Consider the following 17,165-nt stretch of genomic DNA (forward strand, 5'->3'; position numbering starts at 1 on the left):
GTTCCGGTCACCACTCGATGTAGCGCACCACGTTGGGGGTCATGCCGGCAGTGCGAACCGGCGAGATCTTCACGTGCGACCCGGTGTAGGGCGCCTCCAGCATCTGCCCGTTGCCGAGGTAGATGGTGACGTGCTGGCTGCCGCCGGGGCCGTAGAAGATGACGTCGCCGCGCTGCATCTGCGAGCTCGGCAGCTGGCGGCCCATGTTGTATTGACTGCCGGAATAGTGCGGCAGTTCGATGCCGACACCGGCGAACGCGTAGAGCACCAGGCCCGAGCAGTCGAAGCCGTAGGTGTTGGAGCCGCCATCGATGCCGTAGCTGGGCCCGTTGGCGTTGCCGCCACCCCAGGAGTACGGGACACCCATCTGGCTCATGCCGCGATTGATGACGTGTTCGACGGCCTGCTTGCCGTACACCCGCGGGATGACGCCGTTGTTGTTGATGCCGGTGGAGTCCGGGGCCAGGATGCCGATGGACTGCAGGAACTTGCGGCCCATATTGGCGGTGACCTGCGCGGAGGTGGCCGAGATCTGCAGCACCGCGTTGACGATGGCGATCGGGTCGCCGGAGACGAACGCGCTGGGCACCATCGGGATGGTGGTGTCCCACTGGCTGATGTCGCCGTAGGGGGCCCGGACGCCTTCGGGCGCTTTGTCCCAGCCGGCGTCGGCCGAGGTGGCCGGACTCGACGGAGCGTTCTGCGCGGCGGGGGTGGCCGGCGGGCCGGCGGGGGTGGCCGGCGCGACCTTGGCGCGGGCCTCGTCGAGGCGGGCCTTGGCGGCGTCCCGCTCGGCGACCAGGGCGTTGATCTGCTCCTGCTGGCGGCCGAAGGTGGACTTGGCGTCCAGCAGCGCCTGCACGGCGTCGTCCTGGCTGGTCTGCGCGCCGGCCGCGGCGGCGTCGGCCTTCTCCTTGGCCAGCCGGGCGGCGGATTCGCGGTTGACCTGCTCGGTGCGGGCCTGACGCAGATCGGTCATGACCTGCTTGGAGGCCAGCATGATGGTCTCGTTATCCGACACCGCCGAGATCATCTGGTCGGGGTCGGAGGCGGTCAGCAGCGAGTCCGACGGGCCGCTCATGTAGGTCGCGACCGCGTACTCGTCGAAGCGGGCCTGGGCGGCGTCGATGGCGCCGTCGGAGTCGCGGACGGCCTGCTGGCTGGCCTGCACCTCCTGCTGGGCGGATTCGGCGTCCTTGCGGGCGCCCTGCAGGTCGACCAGGGACTTGTTGACCTTCTCCTGCTCGGTCTGCACCTGGGCGCCGACGTCGGACAGCTTCTGGTTGGCCTCGGCGACCTTGGTGATGAGCGTGGCCAGGTCGTCCGGACCCGGTGCGGCGGCCACCGGACCTGCGGTGACCAATGTCAGCGTGGACGCCAACAACGGAACTACGCCGTGGATAAGCCTCATTCGACCCTGTCTCCCCTTGCACTGCGACCCAAGAGCATGCCCATCGTTATCAACACGAGTCACAATTGACCCAATAGAAACAATAAGCATCCTTTGCACCGTACGTCACAAAAGAATGCAGTGAGAACTCCAGTCACAAATTACAAGTTTGTGATTTGAAGAATGTGACCTTGCCGTGACCTGCGCCCTCGGCCGGCGCGGTTAAACCGTGCTGGCAGTGGGCTTTTCGGCGGACCCGTCCGCGGCGGCGGCGCGGCGCAGCGCCCAGGTCAGACCCGCGGCGGCGAATACCACGATCAGCAAAACCGCCGTCAGCGCGGTCCAGTTGAATATCGGGGTCTGCAGCTGGCCGACGAAATTCTGCGTCGAGGTCACCGCATCGCCGGTTTTGGCCAGATCCTCCCCCGCCTCCAGCGTCACCCGGTCGTAGCTGGGGCTATAGGTCCCCACGAACGACGGGCTGAGCACCAGCACCGTGGCGCCCGGATGTTGCTGGCCGACCTCGTTGGCGATGTCGCGCAGCGGGGTGTCGATGACCGGGTTGGCGTCGAGCACGACGACCTTGAGGTCGATGCCCTTGGCCTTGGCGTCGTTGATGGTGTCGCGCAGCCCCATCACCTGGTCGAGCTCGAGCCCGCGGGCGCTGTAGTTCTTCGACGTCACGTCCTGCTGCACCGCGACCATGCAGGCCGCCGGGGAATCCTCGCGGGTCGGGTCGACCCCGACCGTCAGGCACAGCTCGGGCGGGATGAACGACGGCGGGGTCAGGGCGTGCGCCGGGCCAGTCATGGCCAACACCGTACTTCAGCTTTTCCCGATCCCTGGCACCACGCGGCCCAAGAGACCAGACTGTGATTAGCCCACCCCCAAATAAAACAGGACAAGCGTACTGTTAGAGTGGTGGGGCCGCAGCGCACAGCCCTGTCTGCGGTGACAACTCAACGCGGGAGTCGATTGTGACCAGCCAGAATTCCTTCGGAGCGCACGACACGCTGACCGTCGGTGACAACAGCTACGAGATCTACCGCCTGGACGCGGTGCCGGGAACCGAGAAACTGCCCTACAGCCTGAAGGTGTTGGCGGAGAACCTGCTTCGCACCGAGGACGGCGCGAACATCACCGCCGACCACATCCAGGCCCTGGCCAACTGGGACCCGAACGCCCAGCCCAGCGTGGAGATCCAGTTCACCCCGGCCCGGGTGATCATGCAGGACTTCACCGGCGTGCCCTGTGTGGTCGACCTGGCCACCATGCGCGAGGCCGTCGCCGCGCTCGGCGGCGACCCGGAGAAGGTCAACCCGCTGGCCCCGGCCGAACTGGTCATCGACCACTCGGTGATCCTGGACGTGTTCGGCCGCGCCGACGCCTTCGAGCGCAACGTGGAGCTGGAGTACCAGCGCAACGGTGAGCGCTACCAGTTCCTGCGCTGGGGTCAGGGCGCGTTCGACGACTTCAAGGTCGTCCCGCCCGGCACCGGCATCGTGCACCAGGTCAACATCGAGCACCTGGCCCGCGTGGTGTTCGAACGCGACGGTGTCGCCTACCCGGACACCTGCGTGGGCACCGACAGCCACACCACCATGGAGAACGGCCTGGGCGTGCTGGGCTGGGGCGTCGGCGGCATCGAGGCCGAGGCCGCCATGCTGGGTCAGCCGGTGTCGATGCTCATCCCGCGCGTCGTCGGCTTCAAGCTGACCGGTGAGATCCAGCCGGGCGTGACCGCCACCGACGTGGTGCTGACCGTCACCGACATGCTGCGCCGCCACGGCGTGGTCGGCAAGTTCGTCGAGTTCTACGGCAAGGGCGTTGCGGAGGTGCCGCTGGCCAACCGCGCCACGCTGGGCAACATGAGCCCCGAGTTCGGCTCCACCTGCGCCATCTTCCCGATCGACGAAGAGACCATCAGCTACCTGCGCCTGACCGGCCGCACCGAGGAGCAGCTGGCGCTCGTCGAGGCCTACGCCAAGGCGCAGGGAATGTGGCACAACCCCGACCACGAGCCGGCCTTCTCCGAGTACCTGGAGCTGGACCTGTCCACCGTGGTGCCCTCGATCGCCGGGCCGAAGCGCCCGCAGGACCGAATCCTGCTCTCGGAGAGCAAGATCGCGTTCCGCAAGGACATCCACAACTACGTCGAGGAGAACCACCCGGCGCCGGAGACCCCGCTGGACGAGGCGATCGAGGAGTCCTTCCCGGCCTCGGATCCGGTGTCGCTGTCCTTCGCCGACGACGGCGAGCAGGACCGCCGCCCGTCCGCCGCCAATGGTTCGAACGGTCGCCCCAGCAAACCGGTCACGGTCACCAGCGACGAGCGCGGCGAGTTCATCCTGGACCACGGCGCGGTCGCGGTCGCCGGCATCACGTCGTGCACCAACACCTCGAACCCGTCGGTGATGATCGGCGCGGCGCTGCTGGCCAAGAAGGCCGTGGAGAAGGGCCTGACCTCCAAGCCGTGGGTGAAGACCAACATGGCCCCGGGCTCGCAGGTGGTCACCGACTACTACGAGAAGGCCGGGCTGTGGCCCTACCTGGACAAGCTGGGCTTCTACCTGGGCGGCTACGGCTGCACCACCTGCATCGGCAACACCGGCCCGCTGCCGGAGGAGATCTCCGCCGCGGTCAATGAGCACGACCTGGCCGTCACCGCGGTGCTGTCGGGCAACCGCAACTTCGAGGGTCGCATCTCCCCCGACGTGAAGATGAACTACCTGGCGTCGCCGCCGCTGGTCATCGCCTACGCGATCGCCGGCACCATGGACTTCGACTTCGAGTCCGAGCCGCTGGGTCAGGACACCGACGGCAACCCGGTGTTCCTGCGCGACATCTGGCCGACCACCGCCGAGATCGAGGAGACCATCGCCTCGTCGATCAACAGGGAGATGTTCACCGAGTCCTACGCCGATGTGTTCAAGGGCGACGACCGCTGGCGCAACCTGCCCACCCCGGAGGGCAACACCTTCGACTGGGACGACGCCTCGACCTACGTGCGCAAGGCCCCGTACTTCGACGGGATGGGGCTGGAGCCCGAGCCGGTGTCCGATATCAGCGGCGCCCGGGTGATGGCGCTGCTGGGCGACTCGGTCACCACCGACCACATCAGCCCGGCCGGCTCCATCAAGCGCGGCACCCCGGCGGCGGACTACCTGGAGGCCAACGGCGTCGCGCCCAAGGACTTCAACTCCCTGGGCAGCCGCCGCGGCAACCACGAGGTGATGATCCGCGGCACCTTCGCCAACATCCGGCTGCAGAACCGGGTGCTGGACACCATCGGCCTGGAGGGCACCCAGGGTGGCTACACCCGTGACTTCACCCAGGACGGCGGACCCAAGGAGTTCATCTACAACGCGTGCATGAACTACCAGAAGGCCGGCATCCCGCTGGTGGTGCTGGGCGGCAAGGAGTACGGCTCCGGCTCCTCGCGCGACTGGGCGGCCAAGGGCACCACGCTGCTGGGCGTCAAGGCCGTCATCACCGAGAGCTTCGAGCGCATCCACCGGTCGAACCTGATCGGCATGGGCGTCATCCCGCTGCAGTTCCCAGCCGACGAGAACGCCAAGACCCTGGGCCTGGACGGCACCGAGACCTTCGACATCTCCGGCATCGAGGTGCTCAACACCGGCAAGACCCCGGAGACCGTGCACGTCACGGCCACCAAGGAGGACGGCTCGACGGTGGAGTTCGACGCGGTGGTCCGCATCGACACCCCCGGCGAGGCGGACTACTACCGCAACGGCGGCATCCTGCAGTACGTGCTGCGGAACATGCTGAAGTCCTGACCGGGTACCGCAGGGCGTTCGCGGGCGGGGGTTGTCGATGCCCAAGGTGAGCGAGGACCATCTGGCGGCCCGACGCCGCCAGATCCTCGACGGCGCCCGTCGCTGCTTCGCCGAATACGGCTACGAGCAGGCGACGGTGCGCCGTCTGGAGGAGAGCATCGGGCTGTCCCGGGGCGCGATCTTCCATCACTTCCGGGACAAGGACTCGCTGTTCTTCGAACTGGCCCACGAGGACGCCGAGCGGATGGCCGACGTGGCCAGCCGGGAAGGGCTGATCCAGGTGATGCGCAATATGCTCGCCGCGCCGGATCAGTTCGACTGGCTGGCCACCCGGCTGGAGATCGCCCGGAAACTGCGCACCGACCCGGCGTTCCATCAGGGCTGGTCGGAGCGTTCCGCGGAGCTGGCGGCGGCCACCCACGAACGGCTGGCCCGGCAGAAGCGAGCCGGCCGGCTGCGTGAGGACGTGCCGGAGGAGGTGCTGGCGACCTACCTCGACCTGGTGCTCGACGGCCTGATCGCGAAGCTGGCGAACGGGGACGACCCCGCGCAGCTGGGGGCCGTGCTTGACCTTGTGGAGCACTCGGTGCGACAGCCGGGACAGTGACTTGAGAGGATATTGGGTATGACTGCCCCCGAGAATTCCGACACCCCCATCTCGCTGCCCCGGATCGGTGATCCGGCGCCGTCGTTCACCGCGGTGACCACCGAGGGCACGGTCAACTTCCCGGCCGATTACGCCGGCAAGTGGGTCATCCTGTTCTCCCACCCGGCCGACTTCACCCCGGTGTGCACCAGCGAATTCATCACCTTCGCCAGCATGCAGGCGGAGTTCGCGGCCTACAACACCGAGCTGATCGGCCTGAGCGTCGACGGCCTGTACAGCCACATCGCCTGGCTGCGCACCATCAAGGACAAGATCAGCTTCAACGGCCACTCCGGGGTCGAGGTGAAGTTCCCGCTGATCGAAGACATCACCATGTCGGTGGCCCGCCAGTACGGGATGATCATGCCCGGCGAGGACAACACCAAGGCCGTGCGCGCGGTGTTCGTCATCGACCCGGCCGGCATGATCCGGACGATCATCTACTACCCGCTGACCCTGGGCCGCAACTTCGACGAGCTGCTGCGGGTGATCAAGGCGCTGCAGACCGCCGAGACCTTCGGCGTGGCCACCCCCGCCGACTGGCGCCCCGGCGACCGGGTCATCGTCCCGACGGCCGGCTCCTGCGGCGTCGCCGCCGACCGGATGGACGGCCGCGTCGACGGCGTCGAGTGCGAGGACTGGTTCTTCTGCACCAAGGAGATCTCCGCCGACGACGTCGAGGCGGGCATCCGCAAGGGCTGAACCGCACCGGACCCTCCTCAAGGAGTTGCCGAGCGTGCGCTGAGGTCAGCGTCCTCTGGCGAGCGTGCGCGCAGGTCCGGATTCTCGGGCGAGCGTGCGCGCAGGTCCGGATTCTCGGGCGAGCGTGCGCGCAGGTTCACCCCGTCCTGGGGGTTTGCGGACCTGCGCGCACCTTCGCGCCCAGAAACGAACCTGAACGCACGCTCGCGCCTCCGAAAAGAACCCGGGCGGCTTAGGCGCGACTCAAGATCGCGGCGCCGCAGATCACGGTGGCGTCCTACGCCAGTTCGATGAGTTCCTTGTAGTCCTGGGACCAGAAGTCCTCGGTGCCGTCGGGCAGCAGCACCACGCGTTGCGGCTCCAGCGCCTCGGCGGCGCCCGGGTCGTGGGTCACCAGCACCACCGCGCCGGTGTAGCTGCGCAGCGCGTCGAGCACCTGCTCACGCGACGCCGGATCCAGGTTGTTGGTCGGCTCGTCGAGCAGCAGCACGTTGGCGGTGGAGGCCACCAGCCCGGCCAGCGCGAGCCGGGTCTTCTCACCGCCGGACAGGGTTCCGGCAGGCTGCTCCAACTGCGGGCCGGTGAACATGAACGCGCCCAACAGTCCGCGCAGGTCCTGCTCGCCGGTGTCCGGCGCGGCGTGGCGGATGTTCTCCCACACCGTGGCGTCGTTGTCGAGGGTGTCGTGCTCCTGCGCGAAGTAGCCGACCCGGCAGCCGTGGCCGGGCTCCAGCTGCCCGGCGTCAGGCTGCTCGGCGCCGGCCAGGATCCGCAGCAGAGTGGTCTTGCCGGCGCCGTTGAGGCCCAGCACCACCACCCGGGAGCCACGATCGATGGCCAGGTCGACGCCGGTGAACACCTCCAGGGAGCCGTACATCTTGGTCAGGCCGGAGGCCATCAGCGGCGTCTTGCCGCACGGCGCGGGCGTCGGGAACTTGATCCGGGCCACCTTGTCGGCCACCCGTTCGGCGTCCAGCTCGGCGATCATTCGCTCCGCGCGGCGCAGCATGTTCTGCGCGGCGACCGCCTTGGTGGCCTTGGCGCCCATCTTGGCGGCCTGGGCGCGCAGTGCGCCGGCCTTCTTCTCGGCGTTGGCCCGTTCGCGGCGTCGGCGCTGCTCGTCGGTGGCGCGGGCGTCCAGGTACTTCTGCCAGCCCATGTTGTAGACGTCGGCCTCACCGCGCACCGCGTCCAGGAACCACACCCGGTTGACCACGTCGGCCAGCAGTTCGACGTCGTGGCTGATCACCACCAGTCCCCCGTTGTGATTGCGCAGGAAGTCGCGCAGCCAGCCGATGGAATCGGCGTCGAGGTGGTTGGTGGGCTCATCGAGCAGCAGGGTGGTGTCCCCGCCGGCCACCCCGGACTCCGAGGCGGCGAACAGGATCCGGGCCAGTTCGACGCGGCGGCGCTGACCGCCGGAGAGGGTGCGCAGCGGCTGGGTCAGCACTCGCTCGGGCAGGCCCAGGCTGGCGCAGATGCGGCCCGCTTCGCTTTCGGCGGCGTACCCGCCGAGCGCGGCGAAGCGCTCCTCGAGCTGGCCGTAGCGGCGGATCGCCTTGTCTCGGCCGGCGTCGTCGGCCAGTTCGGCCATCAGGGTTTGCTGCTTCTCCAGGTCGGCGAGCAGGGTGTCCAGGCCGCGGGCGGACAGCACCCGGTCCCGGGCGAGCACATCGAGGTCGCCTTCGCGGGGGTCCTGCGGCAGGTAGCCGACCTCACCGGAGCGGATGATCTCGCCCGCGTACGGCTCGCCCTCGCCGGCCAGGATGCGCATGGTGGTGGTCTTACCCGCGCCGTTGCGGCCCACCAGACCGATCCGGTCGCCGGGTTGCACCCGCAGCGCCGGCCCCTCGGCGGCCAGCAGCGTGCGCGCGCCGGCGCGGACCTCGAGGTCGGTTGCGGTGATCACCCGGCCATTCTCCCGTATCGGGCAACCGAAAATGAAACGCGAACAGGCTGCGACGGCGGGGTGCGGCGAGGCTCACACCGGTCCGTGGCCGTCGAATCTGTGGATCGTGCGAGGAATGGCCCGGCCGCGGGCCTGCGGTCTTCCCCGGCCGCCGCACGGCCCACACCATGAGCTGACCGGCAACGAGGCCGGTCAGCAAGAGGGTGGCACGGAGGCTTTGCGCAGCGGGTCTACCCCGGCTGGCACGGGTAGACCGGCTTAGGTCTGGGTAGCGTCGCCCTGCTGGTCGGCGATGGCGGCGTCGACATCGAACTCCTTGACCTGCTCGATGAGCTGCTCCAGCGCCGGGGCGGGCAGCGCGCCGGCCTGGTTGAACACCAGCTTGCCCTTCTTGAACGCCATCAGCGTCGGGATGGAGCGGATCTGCGCGGCGGCGGCGAGTTCCTGCTCGGCCTCGGTGTCGACCTTGGCGAACACCACGTCCGGGTGCGCCTCTGCGGCCTTGGCGAAGGTCGGGGCGAAGGCGCGGCACGGACCGCACCAGGACGCCCAGAAATCCACCAGAACGATGTCGTTTCCGGTGACGAGGTCGTCGAACTGCGCTGCGGTGATGTCTTGAGTGGCCACGTGTGTCCTAACGTCGAGGGAAACGCCGATGTTCCACCAAAAACCGTACCCGCTGGGGTATGCGAGCACACCAAAGCGCACGTCCTGGTTCGGCCACGTCCTGATGCAGAAGTGGCTGGCGCGGCAAGCGTGACGCCCGATGAACCGGCGCCCCGCTCGCTAGTAACCCCAGGCCTAAGGCCGCTGCTCCCAGTGACGTCAGGGCGAAAAACCGCCCCAAAATCGCCCCCCGGTCACTAGCGATCGGCGTCGTCGTCCCCAGGTCACTGGCGAGCGCATTCAGCCGGCCCCAGGTCCCTGGCGCACCGGATTCGCGCCAACGGCCGACCCGCCCGCCAGGTCAGTGGTGGGTGGGCGGCTCGGCGCCGATACCGGTCAGCGAACGGACCTCCATCTCAGCGGCCTTCACCGGGTCCTCGTCGTCCGGGGCGCTCAGGGTGCCGACGATGCCGAGCAGGAACGCCAGCGGGATCGACACGATGCCCGGATTGGACAGCGGGAACCAGGCGAAATCCACACCCGGGATCATCGAGGTCGGCGAACCGGAGACCGCCGGGGAGAACACGATCAGGACGATCGTCGACGACAGGCCGCCGTACATGCTCCACAGCGCGCCGCGAGTGTTGAACCGCCGCCAGTACAGCGAATACAGGATGGTCGGCAGGTTCGCCGAAGCGGCCACCGCGAACGCCAGCGCCACCAGGAACGCGATGTTCTGCCCGTTGGCCAGGATGCCCAGGCAGATGCCGAGCAGGCCCAGCACCACCGCGGTGATCCGGGAGACCCGGACCTGCTCGTCCTCGGTGACCTTGTGCGACTTGAGCACCGACGCGTACACGTCGTGCGCGAAGGACGCCGAAGCGGTGATGGTCAGGCCCGCGACGACGGCCAGGATGGTCGCGAAGGCCACCGCGGAGATGATCCCCAGCAGCAGCACCCCGCCGAGTTCGAAGGCCAGCAGCGGAGCGGCGGAGTTCTCCTTGCCTGCGGCTGCCAGAATCTTGTCCGGTCCGACGATGGCGGCCGCGCCGTAGCCCAGCGCCAGGGTGAACAGGTAGAACGCGCCGATCAGCGCGATCGCCCACACCACCGAGCGCCGCGCCTCCTTGGCGGTCGGGACGGTGTAGAAGCGCATCAGCACGTGCGGCAGACCGGCCGTGCCCAGCACCAGCGCGAACGACAGCGAGATGAAGTTGACCTGCTTGAGCAGCGACTCGCCGTACTGGGCTCCCGGGGCCAGCACGTCGCGGGAGGCGACGGCCTCATTGCTGGATCCGGAGATGGCGGATTGGGCCGAGCCGAGGATCTCGGTGAAGTTGAAGCCGAATCTAGCCAGCACCATCACCGACATCAGCGCGGCGCCGGCGATCAGCAGCACCGCCTTGATGATCTGCACCCAGGTGGTGCCCTTCATACCGCCGACCAGCACGTAGACGATCATCAGCACGCCGACGACGGCGATCACTACGGACTGCCCCAGCCGGCTCTCGATGTTCATCAATAGCGCGACCAGGCCGCCGGCGCCGGCCATCTGGGCCAGCAGGTAGAACAGCGACACCGTCAGCGTGGAGGTGGCGGCGGCCAGCCGGACCGGTTTCTGCTTGAGCCGGAAGCTCAGCACGTCGGCCATGGTGAATTTGCCGGTGTTACGGAGCAGTTCGGCGACCAGCAGCAGCGCCACCAGCCACGCGACCAGGAAACCGATCGAGTACAGGAAGCCGTCGTAGCCGTACACCGCGATGGCGCCGGTGATACCGAGGAAGCTCGCGGCCGACAAGTAGTCGCCGGCGATGGCGACGCCGTTCTGCGGGCCGGAGAACGCCCGGCCGCCGGTGAAGAATTCCGCGGCGTTGGTGTTGGTCTTGGACGCCCGGATCACCACCACCAGGGTGACCAGGACGAACACGCCGAAGATCGCCATATTGGCGACGGGGCTGCCGATCGCGTCGGCTGCCAGCAGAGTGTGGGTCACTGATTCCCCCTCGCGGCCGCTTCCAGCTCGTGGCGGATCTTGGCCGCCCGCGGGTCCAGCTCGCGGTTGGCGAACCGGACGTAGAGGCCGGTGATCACGAATGTCGAGACGAACTGGCCCAGGCCGATCAGGATGCCCAGGTTGACGTCACCGAAGAGGGGGGTGGCCATGAAGTCGGCGACGAAGGTGGACAGCAGCACGTACAGGCCGTACCAGAGCATGAAGAACGCCGTCATCGGGAAGACGAAGCGCCGCAGCCGGCGCTTGAGGTCCTGGAATTCCGGGCTGGCCTGCATCGCGAGGAATTGGTCCCCGGTGGGCGTGGGCGTCGGCGAGGGTTCTGACACCGGATCTCCTTGGAAGTGAGCTGGACGATCGCTGTGTGGCGACTGAGGTCCACATCACATCACAGAAGTCACGGTCGGGCGCGTCGAAACCGGCCCTGATTGGTCACCGATTGCCCGGGACTTGAGTCCCTAGACTCAGACGGTGCCCAAACGTCTGAGCTCTTCGCCGCCTCGTTCCTCGGCAGCTCGACTCAGACGGCGCCCAAACGTCTGAGCTCTTCGCCGCCTCGTTCCTCGGCAGCTCGACTCAGACGGTGAACCCCAGCGCGCGGAGTTGCTCGCGGCCGTCGTCGGTGATCTTGTCCGGGCCCCACGGCGGCATCCAGACCCAGTTGATCCGGATCTCGTCGACCAATCCGGCGCCGACCAGGGCGGTGCGGGTCTGATCCTCGATGACATCGGTCAGCGGGCAGGCCGGCGAGGTCAGCGTCATGTCCACCATGGCGACCTTTCCGGTGTCCTCGGCGTTGATGGCCAGCCCGTAGACCAGGCCCAGGTCCACGACGTTGATGCCCAGTTCGGGGTCGACGACGTCGTGCATGGCCTCCTCGACGTCGGCCAGCAAAGCCTCTTCGGCGGTCAGTTCACTCATCGCTCGCTCCTCCTCGGGGCTCGTTCCTCGCCCCGCATCGTCGACTCGCGTCGCTCATGACTGCTCCTCGTGTTTCGCGGCGCTGGCGGCGGCCAGCGCGTCCTTGAAAGCCATCCAGCCCAGCAGCGCGCATTTGACCCGGGCCGGGTACTTCGACACTCCGGCGAACGCGATTCCATCGCCGATCAATTCCTCGTCGCCCTCGATCGCGCCGCGGGAGGAGATCATCTCGGTGAAGGCGGTCACCGATTTGAGCGCGTCGCCGACGCCGGCGCCGATGACCTGGTCGGCCAGCACCGAGGTGGCGGCCTGGCTGATCGAGCAGCCCTGCCCGTCGTAGGAGACGTCGGTGACGGTCTCGCCGTCGTCGGACAGAGTGACCCGCAGCGTCACCTCGTCGCCGCAGGTGGGGTTGACCTGGAAGGACTCGGCGTCGAACGGCGCGCGCAGGCCGCGGTGGTGCGGGTGCTTGTAGTGGTCCAGGATCACGTCCTGGTACATCTGTTCCATTCTCACCGCGCGGCCCTCACTCCCCGGCCCCGAAGAACTCGATGGCCCGGCGCACCCCGGCGACCATCCGGTCCACCTCGTCGTCGGTGTTGTACACCGCGAACGAGGCCCGGACGGTGGCCGCGACGCCGAAGCGCCGGTGCAGCGGCCAGGCGCAGTGATGTCCGACCCGGACCGCGACGCCCTCGTCGTCGAGCACCTGCCCGACGTCGTGGGCGTGCACGCCGTCGACCACGAACGACACCGGCGAACCGCGGTGCTCGATGACCTCCGGCCCGATCACCCGCACCTGCGGAATCTCCGAGAGTCCGGACAGCGCGGCCGAAACCAGTTGCGCCTCATGGGCTTCCACGGCGTCCATGCCGATTCCGGCGAGGTAGCGCGCGGCCGCGGCGAGCCCGACGACCTGGGAGGTCATCGGCGTGCCGGCCTCGAAGCGCTGCGGGGCGGGCGCGTAGGTCGCGCCTTCCATAGTGACCGTCTCGATCATCGAACCACCGGTCAGAAACGGCGGCGCGGCCGACAGCAACTCGCGGCGGCCGTACAGCGCGCCGATCCCGGTCGGCCCGAGCATCTTGTGCCCGGAGAACGCGGCGAAGTCCACCTCCAGCGCGTGGAAGTCCACGCTCTGGTGCGGGACGGACTGGCAGGCGTCCAGCACCGTCAGCGCGCCGACCGACCGCGCCCGAGACACCAGCTCGGCCACCGGGGCGATGGCGCCGGTGACGTTGGAATGGTGGCTGAACGCGACGACCTTCACCCGCTCGTCGAGGACCAGCGAATCCAGGTCGATGCGACCGGCCTCGGTGACGCCGTACCAGCGCAGCTCCGCGCCGGTCCGCCGGCACAGCTCCTGCCACGGGATGAGGTTGGCGTGGTGCTCCAGTTCGGTGACCACCACCACGTCGCCGGGGCCGACGGCGTGGTCGAATCGGTTGTCGCCGAACACATACGACACCAGGTTCAGCGCCTCGGTGGCGTTCTTGGTGAACACCAGCTCGTCGCCGGCGGCGCCGACGAACTCCGCGATCGCCGCCCGGCTGTCCTCGTAGGCGTCGGTGGCTTCCTCCATCAGCTGGTGCGCGCCCCGGTGCACGGCGCCGTTGCGGGTCAGCAGGAAGTCACGTTCGGCGTCGAGCACCGCGAGGGGCTTCTGCGAGGTCGCCCCGGAATCCAGGTATGCCAAGGGTTTTCCGCCACGCATCACCCGGCTCAGGATCGGGAAGTCCGCGCGAATCTCGGCGAGCCGCGCGCCGTCGAGGGCGGTCGCGGCGGTCATCACGCGCCGGCCGCGGCCTGAGTGAACCGTTCGTAGCCGTGCTCTTCGAGCTGGTCGGCCAGCTCCGGACCACCGGATTCGACGATCCGACCGTCGTAGAAGACGTGCACGAACTGCGGGCGGATGTACCGCAGGATGCGGGTGTAGTGGGTGATCAGCAGGATGCCGCCGTGCTCGGTCTCGGCGTAGCGGTTCACGCCTTCGCTGACGATGCGCAGCGCGTCGACGTCCAGGCCGGAGTCGGTCTCGTCCAGGATGGCGATCTTCGGCTTGAGCAGGCTCAGCTGCAGGATCTCATGGCGCTTCTTCTCGCCGCCGGAGAAACCCTCGTTGACGCTGCGCTCACCGAAGGTCGAGTCGATCTCCAGCTCGCTCATGGCGGCCTTGACCTCCTTGACCCAGTGCCGCAGCTTGGGGGCCTCACCGCGCACTGCGGTGGCGGCGGTGCGCAGGAAGTTCGACATCGACACCCCGGGCACCTCGACCGGGTACTGCATGGCCAGGAACAATCCGGCGCGGGCGCGTTCGTCGACGCTCATCTCCAGCACGTCTTCGCCGTCGAGGGTGATCGACCCGGAGGTCACCACGTACTTGGGGTGCCCGGCGATGGCGTAGGACAGGGTGGACTTGCCGGATCCGTTGGGCCCCATCACCGCGTGGGTCTCCCCCGATTTCACGGTGAGGTCGACGCCCTTGAGGATCGGGATCTGCACACCGTCGTCGGAGGTGACGGCGACGTGCAGGTCTTTGATTTCCAGTGTGGTCACGAGGTTCTCGATTCGGTGATGGCCAACTCTTGTTCGATGGCGTCGGTCAGGCGATCGCGGACGGCTGGAACCGCGATCTTGGCGATGATTTCGTTGAAGAAGCCGCGGACCACGAGCCGGCGAGCCTGGTCCTCGGGGATGCCGCGGGCGCGCAGGTAGAACAGCTGCTCGTCGTCGAAACGGCCGGTCGCGCTGGCGTGTCCGGCGCCGACGATCTCGCCGGTCTCGATCTCCAGGTTCGGCACGGAGTCGGCGCGCGCGCCGTCGGTCAGCAGCAGGTTGCGGTTGACCTCGAAGGTGTCGGTGCCCTCGGCTGCGGCGCGGATCAGCACGTCGCCGATCCACACGGTGTGCGCGTCGGGCTTCGATGAGGCCGGGTCGCCCTGCACGGCGCCCTTGTAGAGCACGTCGGATTTGCAGTTGGGGTGCGAATGATCCACCAGCAGACGGGATTCGAAGAACTGGCCGTCGTCGGCGAAGTAGGTGCCCAGCAGCTTGGCCTCGCCACCGGGGCCCGCGTAGCGGGTCAGCACGGTGGTGCGCACGACGTCTCCGCCGAGGGTCACGTTGACGTGGCCGAGGTAGCCGTCGCGGCCGATCACCGCGTGCTGGCTGGACACGTGCACGGCGTCGTCGGCCCAGTCGGCGATGAACACCACGCCGAGGCGGGCGGACTGGCCGACGATGAGTTCGACGTTGTCGGCGTAGATGCCGCTGCCGCGCAGGTCGATCACCGCGGTGGCCTGCGCCAGTTCCTCGACGCGGATCTGCAGGTGCCCGTAGTCGACGGCGCCGTCACCGGGGCCGGTGACGGTGATCTCGATCGGCTCGGCGAGCTCCACACCGCGGCCCACCGTCACCACGGTGGCCGTGGCGAACGACGAATACGCTTGGGCGGCAATGCGATCGGTGGGCGCACCGGCCTTGCCGAGGCGGTCGTCGTCGCGGCCGACGGTCTCGACCGTCACGCCGTCGCGATCGGTCACGGTGACGGTGGCCTGACCGCGCTCGGCGGCGACCACGTCGTGCAGGCCGCGCAGCCGGCGCAGCGGGGTGAAGCGCCACAGCTCGTCGCGGCCGCCGGGCACCTCGAAGGCGTCGACGTCGAACGAGCTGAACAGCTCACCCTTGTTCACGGCAGCAAGCGTGCTGCCTTCGGTGTGTTGCGACATCAGCCGACCGCGCCTTCCATCTGCAGTTCGATCAGCCGGTTGAGCTCCAGGGCGTACTCCATCGGGAGTTCCTTGGCGATCGGCTCGACGAACCCGCGGACCACCATGGCCATCGCCTCGTCCTCGGTCAGCCCGCGGCTCATCAGGTAGAACATCTGGTTCTCGCTGACCTTGCTCACGGTGGCCTCGTGCCCCATCGTGACGTTGTCCTCGCGGATGTCGACATAGGGGTAGGTGTCGGAGCGGCTGATGGTGTCCACCAGCAGCGCGTCACACTTCACGCTGGCCTTGGAGCCGGCCGCGCCCTTGTTGACCTGGACCAGGCCGCGGTAGGACGCCCGGCCGCCGCCGCGGGCGACGGACTTGCTGACGATATTGGAGCTGGTGTTGGGCGCCAGGTGCAGCATCTTCGCGCCGGTGTCCTGGTGCTGGCCCTCGCCGGCGAACGCCACCGAGAGCACCTCGCCCTTGGCGTGCTCGCCGGTCATCCACACCGCCGGGTACTTCATGGTGACCTTGGAGCCGATATTGCCGTCGATCCACTCCATGGTGGCCCCGGCCTCGGCGCGGGCGCGCTTGGTGACCAGGTTGTAGACGTTGTTCGACCAGTTCTGGATGGTGGTGTAGCGCACCCGGGCGCCCGGCTTGACGATGATCTCCACCACCGCCGAGTGCAGCGAGTCGGACTTGTAGATCGGCGCGGTGCAGCCCTCCACGTAGTGCACGTAGGAGCCCTCGTCGGCGATGATCAGGGTCCGCTCGAACTGGCCCATGTTCTCGGTGTTGATCCGGAAGTAGGCCTGCAGCGGGATGTCGACGTGCACGCCGGGCGGCACGTAGATGAAGCTGCCGCCGGACCACACCGCGGTGTTCAGCGCGGAGAACTTGTTGTCCCCGGCCGGGATGACGGTGCCGAAGTGCTCGCGGAAGATCTCCGGGTGCTCCCGCAGGCCGGAGTCGGTGTCCAGGAAGATGACGCCCTGGGCCTCCAGGTCCTCGCGGATCTGGTGGTAGACCACCTCCGACTCGTACTGCGCGGCGACGCCGGCGACCAGGCGCTGCTTCTCCGCCTCCGGGATGCCGAGCCGGTCGTAGGTGTTCTTGATGTCCTCGGGCAGTTCCTCCCAGGAGGTGGCCTGCTTCTCGGTGGAGCGGACGAAGTACTTGATGTTGTCGAAGTCGATCCCGGTCAGGTCCGAGCCCCAGTTCGGCATCGGCTTCTTCTCGAAGGTGCGCAGCGCCCGCAGCCGGGCCTCCAACATCCACTCCGGTTCGTTCTTCTTGCCGGAGATGTCGCGCACCACCGCCTCGGACAGGCCGCGGGTGGCGGCCGCGCCCGCGGCGTCGGAGTCGGCCCAACCGTAGCCGTAGTGGCCCAGCGAGGCGATGGTCTCCTCTTGGGTCAACGGCTCCGGTGTTGCTTCGAGAGTCATGGCGACGCTCTCCTGTTCGTTG

At 68.1% G+C, this 17,165-nt stretch carries 15 protein-coding genes; 3 read left to right on the plus strand and 12 right to left on the minus strand.

Annotation, left to right across the window (positions count from 1 at the left end; translation table 11 throughout):
* Window positions 1–7 precede the first annotated feature (7 nt).
* Window positions 8–1,411 carry an NlpC/P60 family peptidoglycan endopeptidase RipA gene (gene ripA / locus L2Z93_RS10665; RefSeq protein WP_090585100.1) on the minus strand — a complete coding sequence of 468 codons (1,404 nt, stop codon included), beginning with the start codon at window positions 1,409–1,411 and terminating at the stop codon, window positions 8–10.
* Window positions 1,412–1,612: 201 nt separating this feature from the next.
* A complete protein-coding gene (locus L2Z93_RS10670) occupies window positions 1,613–2,200 on the minus strand; it encodes an Rv1476 family membrane protein (protein WP_090585102.1) in 588 nt (195 codons plus the stop codon).
* A gap of 164 nt (window positions 2,201–2,364) precedes the next feature.
* Here L2Z93_RS10670 and L2Z93_RS10675 point away from each other — a divergent pair, with 164 nt between their 5' ends.
* The 3 genes from L2Z93_RS10675 to L2Z93_RS10685 are packed head-to-tail and all read left to right on the plus strand — an operon-like array spanning window position 2,365 to window position 6,535.
* Complete coding sequence (locus L2Z93_RS10675; RefSeq protein WP_090585104.1) at window positions 2,365–5,187, plus strand: aconitate hydratase; 2,823 nt, start codon at window positions 2,365–2,367, stop codon at window positions 5,185–5,187.
* 37 nt (window positions 5,188–5,224) lie between these two features.
* A complete protein-coding gene (locus tag L2Z93_RS10680) occupies window positions 5,225–5,794 on the plus strand; it encodes a TetR/AcrR family transcriptional regulator (protein WP_090585106.1) in 570 nt (189 codons plus the stop codon).
* A gap of 18 nt (window positions 5,795–5,812) precedes the next feature.
* Window positions 5,813–6,535 carry a peroxiredoxin gene (locus L2Z93_RS10685; protein ID WP_090585108.1) on the plus strand — a complete coding sequence of 241 codons (723 nt, stop codon included), beginning with the start codon at window positions 5,813–5,815 and terminating at the stop codon, window positions 6,533–6,535.
* A 277-nt stretch (window positions 6,536–6,812) separates the two neighbouring features.
* Here L2Z93_RS10685 and L2Z93_RS10690 read toward each other — a convergent pair whose 3' ends face one another.
* The 10 genes from L2Z93_RS10690 to sufB all read right to left on the minus strand — a co-directional run bounded on the left by L2Z93_RS10690 (window position 6,813) and on the right by sufB (window position 17,143).
* Complete coding sequence (locus L2Z93_RS10690) at window positions 6,813–8,444, minus strand: ABC-F family ATP-binding cassette domain-containing protein (RefSeq protein WP_090585112.1); 1,632 nt, start codon at window positions 8,442–8,444, stop codon at window positions 6,813–6,815.
* 258 nt (window positions 8,445–8,702) lie between these two features.
* Window positions 8,703–9,071: a thioredoxin gene (gene trxA, locus L2Z93_RS10695; protein ID WP_090585114.1), complete on the minus strand. Its 369-nt coding sequence runs from the start codon at window positions 9,069–9,071 to the stop codon at window positions 8,703–8,705.
* Between the two features lie 340 nt (window positions 9,072–9,411).
* Window positions 9,412–10,992, minus strand: a complete 1,581-nt coding sequence (locus L2Z93_RS10700) for a monocarboxylic acid transporter (protein WP_162561847.1) — start codon at window positions 10,990–10,992, stop codon at window positions 9,412–9,414.
* 47 nt (window positions 10,993–11,039) lie between these two features.
* Window positions 11,040–11,339 (minus strand): DUF485 domain-containing protein, encoded by a 300-nt coding sequence (locus L2Z93_RS10705; RefSeq protein WP_090585118.1) that lies wholly within the window; start codon window positions 11,337–11,339, stop codon window positions 11,040–11,042.
* A gap of 298 nt (window positions 11,340–11,637) precedes the next feature.
* The gene (locus tag L2Z93_RS10710; protein WP_090585120.1) at window positions 11,638–11,982 is read right to left on the minus strand and encodes a metal-sulfur cluster assembly factor; all 345 of its coding nucleotides are present in this window, start codon (window positions 11,980–11,982) and stop codon (window positions 11,638–11,640) included.
* Between the two features lie 54 nt (window positions 11,983–12,036).
* Window positions 12,037–12,498, minus strand: coding sequence for a Fe-S cluster assembly sulfur transfer protein SufU (gene sufU, locus L2Z93_RS10715; RefSeq protein WP_090585122.1), 462 nt, complete (start codon window positions 12,496–12,498; stop codon window positions 12,037–12,039).
* Between the two features lie 10 nt (window positions 12,499–12,508).
* The gene (locus L2Z93_RS10720; RefSeq protein ID WP_090585124.1) at window positions 12,509–13,771 is read right to left on the minus strand and encodes a cysteine desulfurase; all 1,263 of its coding nucleotides are present in this window, start codon (window positions 13,769–13,771) and stop codon (window positions 12,509–12,511) included.
* Window positions 13,771–14,538 carry a Fe-S cluster assembly ATPase SufC gene (sufC, locus tag L2Z93_RS10725; protein ID WP_090585126.1) on the minus strand — a complete coding sequence of 256 codons (768 nt, stop codon included), beginning with the start codon at window positions 14,536–14,538 and terminating at the stop codon, window positions 13,771–13,773. Before sufC ends, L2Z93_RS10720 begins: the two co-directional genes overlap by 1 nt.
* The gene (gene sufD, locus L2Z93_RS10730) at window positions 14,535–15,710 is read right to left on the minus strand and encodes a Fe-S cluster assembly protein SufD (RefSeq protein WP_090585128.1); all 1,176 of its coding nucleotides are present in this window, start codon (window positions 15,708–15,710) and stop codon (window positions 14,535–14,537) included. Before sufD ends, sufC begins: the two co-directional genes overlap by 4 nt.
* The gene (sufB, locus tag L2Z93_RS10735) at window positions 15,710–17,143 is read right to left on the minus strand and encodes a Fe-S cluster assembly protein SufB (RefSeq protein ID WP_090585130.1); all 1,434 of its coding nucleotides are present in this window, start codon (window positions 17,141–17,143) and stop codon (window positions 15,710–15,712) included. The genes sufD and sufB overlap by 1 nt, the downstream gene beginning before the upstream one ends.
* Window positions 17,144–17,165 lie beyond the last annotated feature (22 nt).

This window comes from Mycolicibacterium brumae, assembly GCF_025215495.1.
Lineage (GTDB): Bacteria > Actinomycetota > Actinomycetes > Mycobacteriales > Mycobacteriaceae > Mycobacterium > Mycobacterium brumae.

Coding starts and splice junctions, on each gene's coding strand:
- ripA (WP_090585100.1), bottom strand. CDS start 1,411: ATGAGGCTTATCCACGGCGTAGTTCCGTTGTTGGCGTCCACGCTGACA.
- L2Z93_RS10670 (WP_090585102.1), bottom strand. CDS start 2,200: ATGACTGGCCCGGCGCACGCCCTGACCCCGCCGTCGTTCATCCCGCCC.
- L2Z93_RS10680 (WP_090585106.1), top strand. CDS start 5,225: ATGCCCAAGGTGAGCGAGGACCATCTGGCGGCCCGACGCCGCCAGATC.
- L2Z93_RS10685 (WP_090585108.1), top strand. CDS start 5,813: ATGACTGCCCCCGAGAATTCCGACACCCCCATCTCGCTGCCCCGGATC.
- L2Z93_RS10700 (WP_162561847.1), bottom strand. CDS start 10,992: ATGGCGATCTTCGGCGTGTTCGTCCTGGTCACCCTGGTGGTGGTGATC.
- L2Z93_RS10705 (WP_090585118.1), bottom strand. CDS start 11,339: ATGCAGGCCAGCCCGGAATTCCAGGACCTCAAGCGCCGGCTGCGGCGC.
- L2Z93_RS10710 (WP_090585120.1), bottom strand. CDS start 11,982: ATGAGTGAACTGACCGCCGAAGAGGCTTTGCTGGCCGACGTCGAGGAG.
- L2Z93_RS10720 (WP_090585124.1), bottom strand. CDS start 13,771: ATGACCGCCGCGACCGCCCTCGACGGCGCGCGGCTCGCCGAGATTCGC.
- sufD (WP_090585128.1), bottom strand. CDS start 15,710: ATGTCGCAACACACCGAAGGCAGCACGCTTGCTGCCGTGAACAAGGGT.
- sufB (WP_090585130.1), bottom strand. CDS start 17,143: ATGACTCTCGAAGCAACACCGGAGCCGTTGACCCAAGAGGAGACCATC.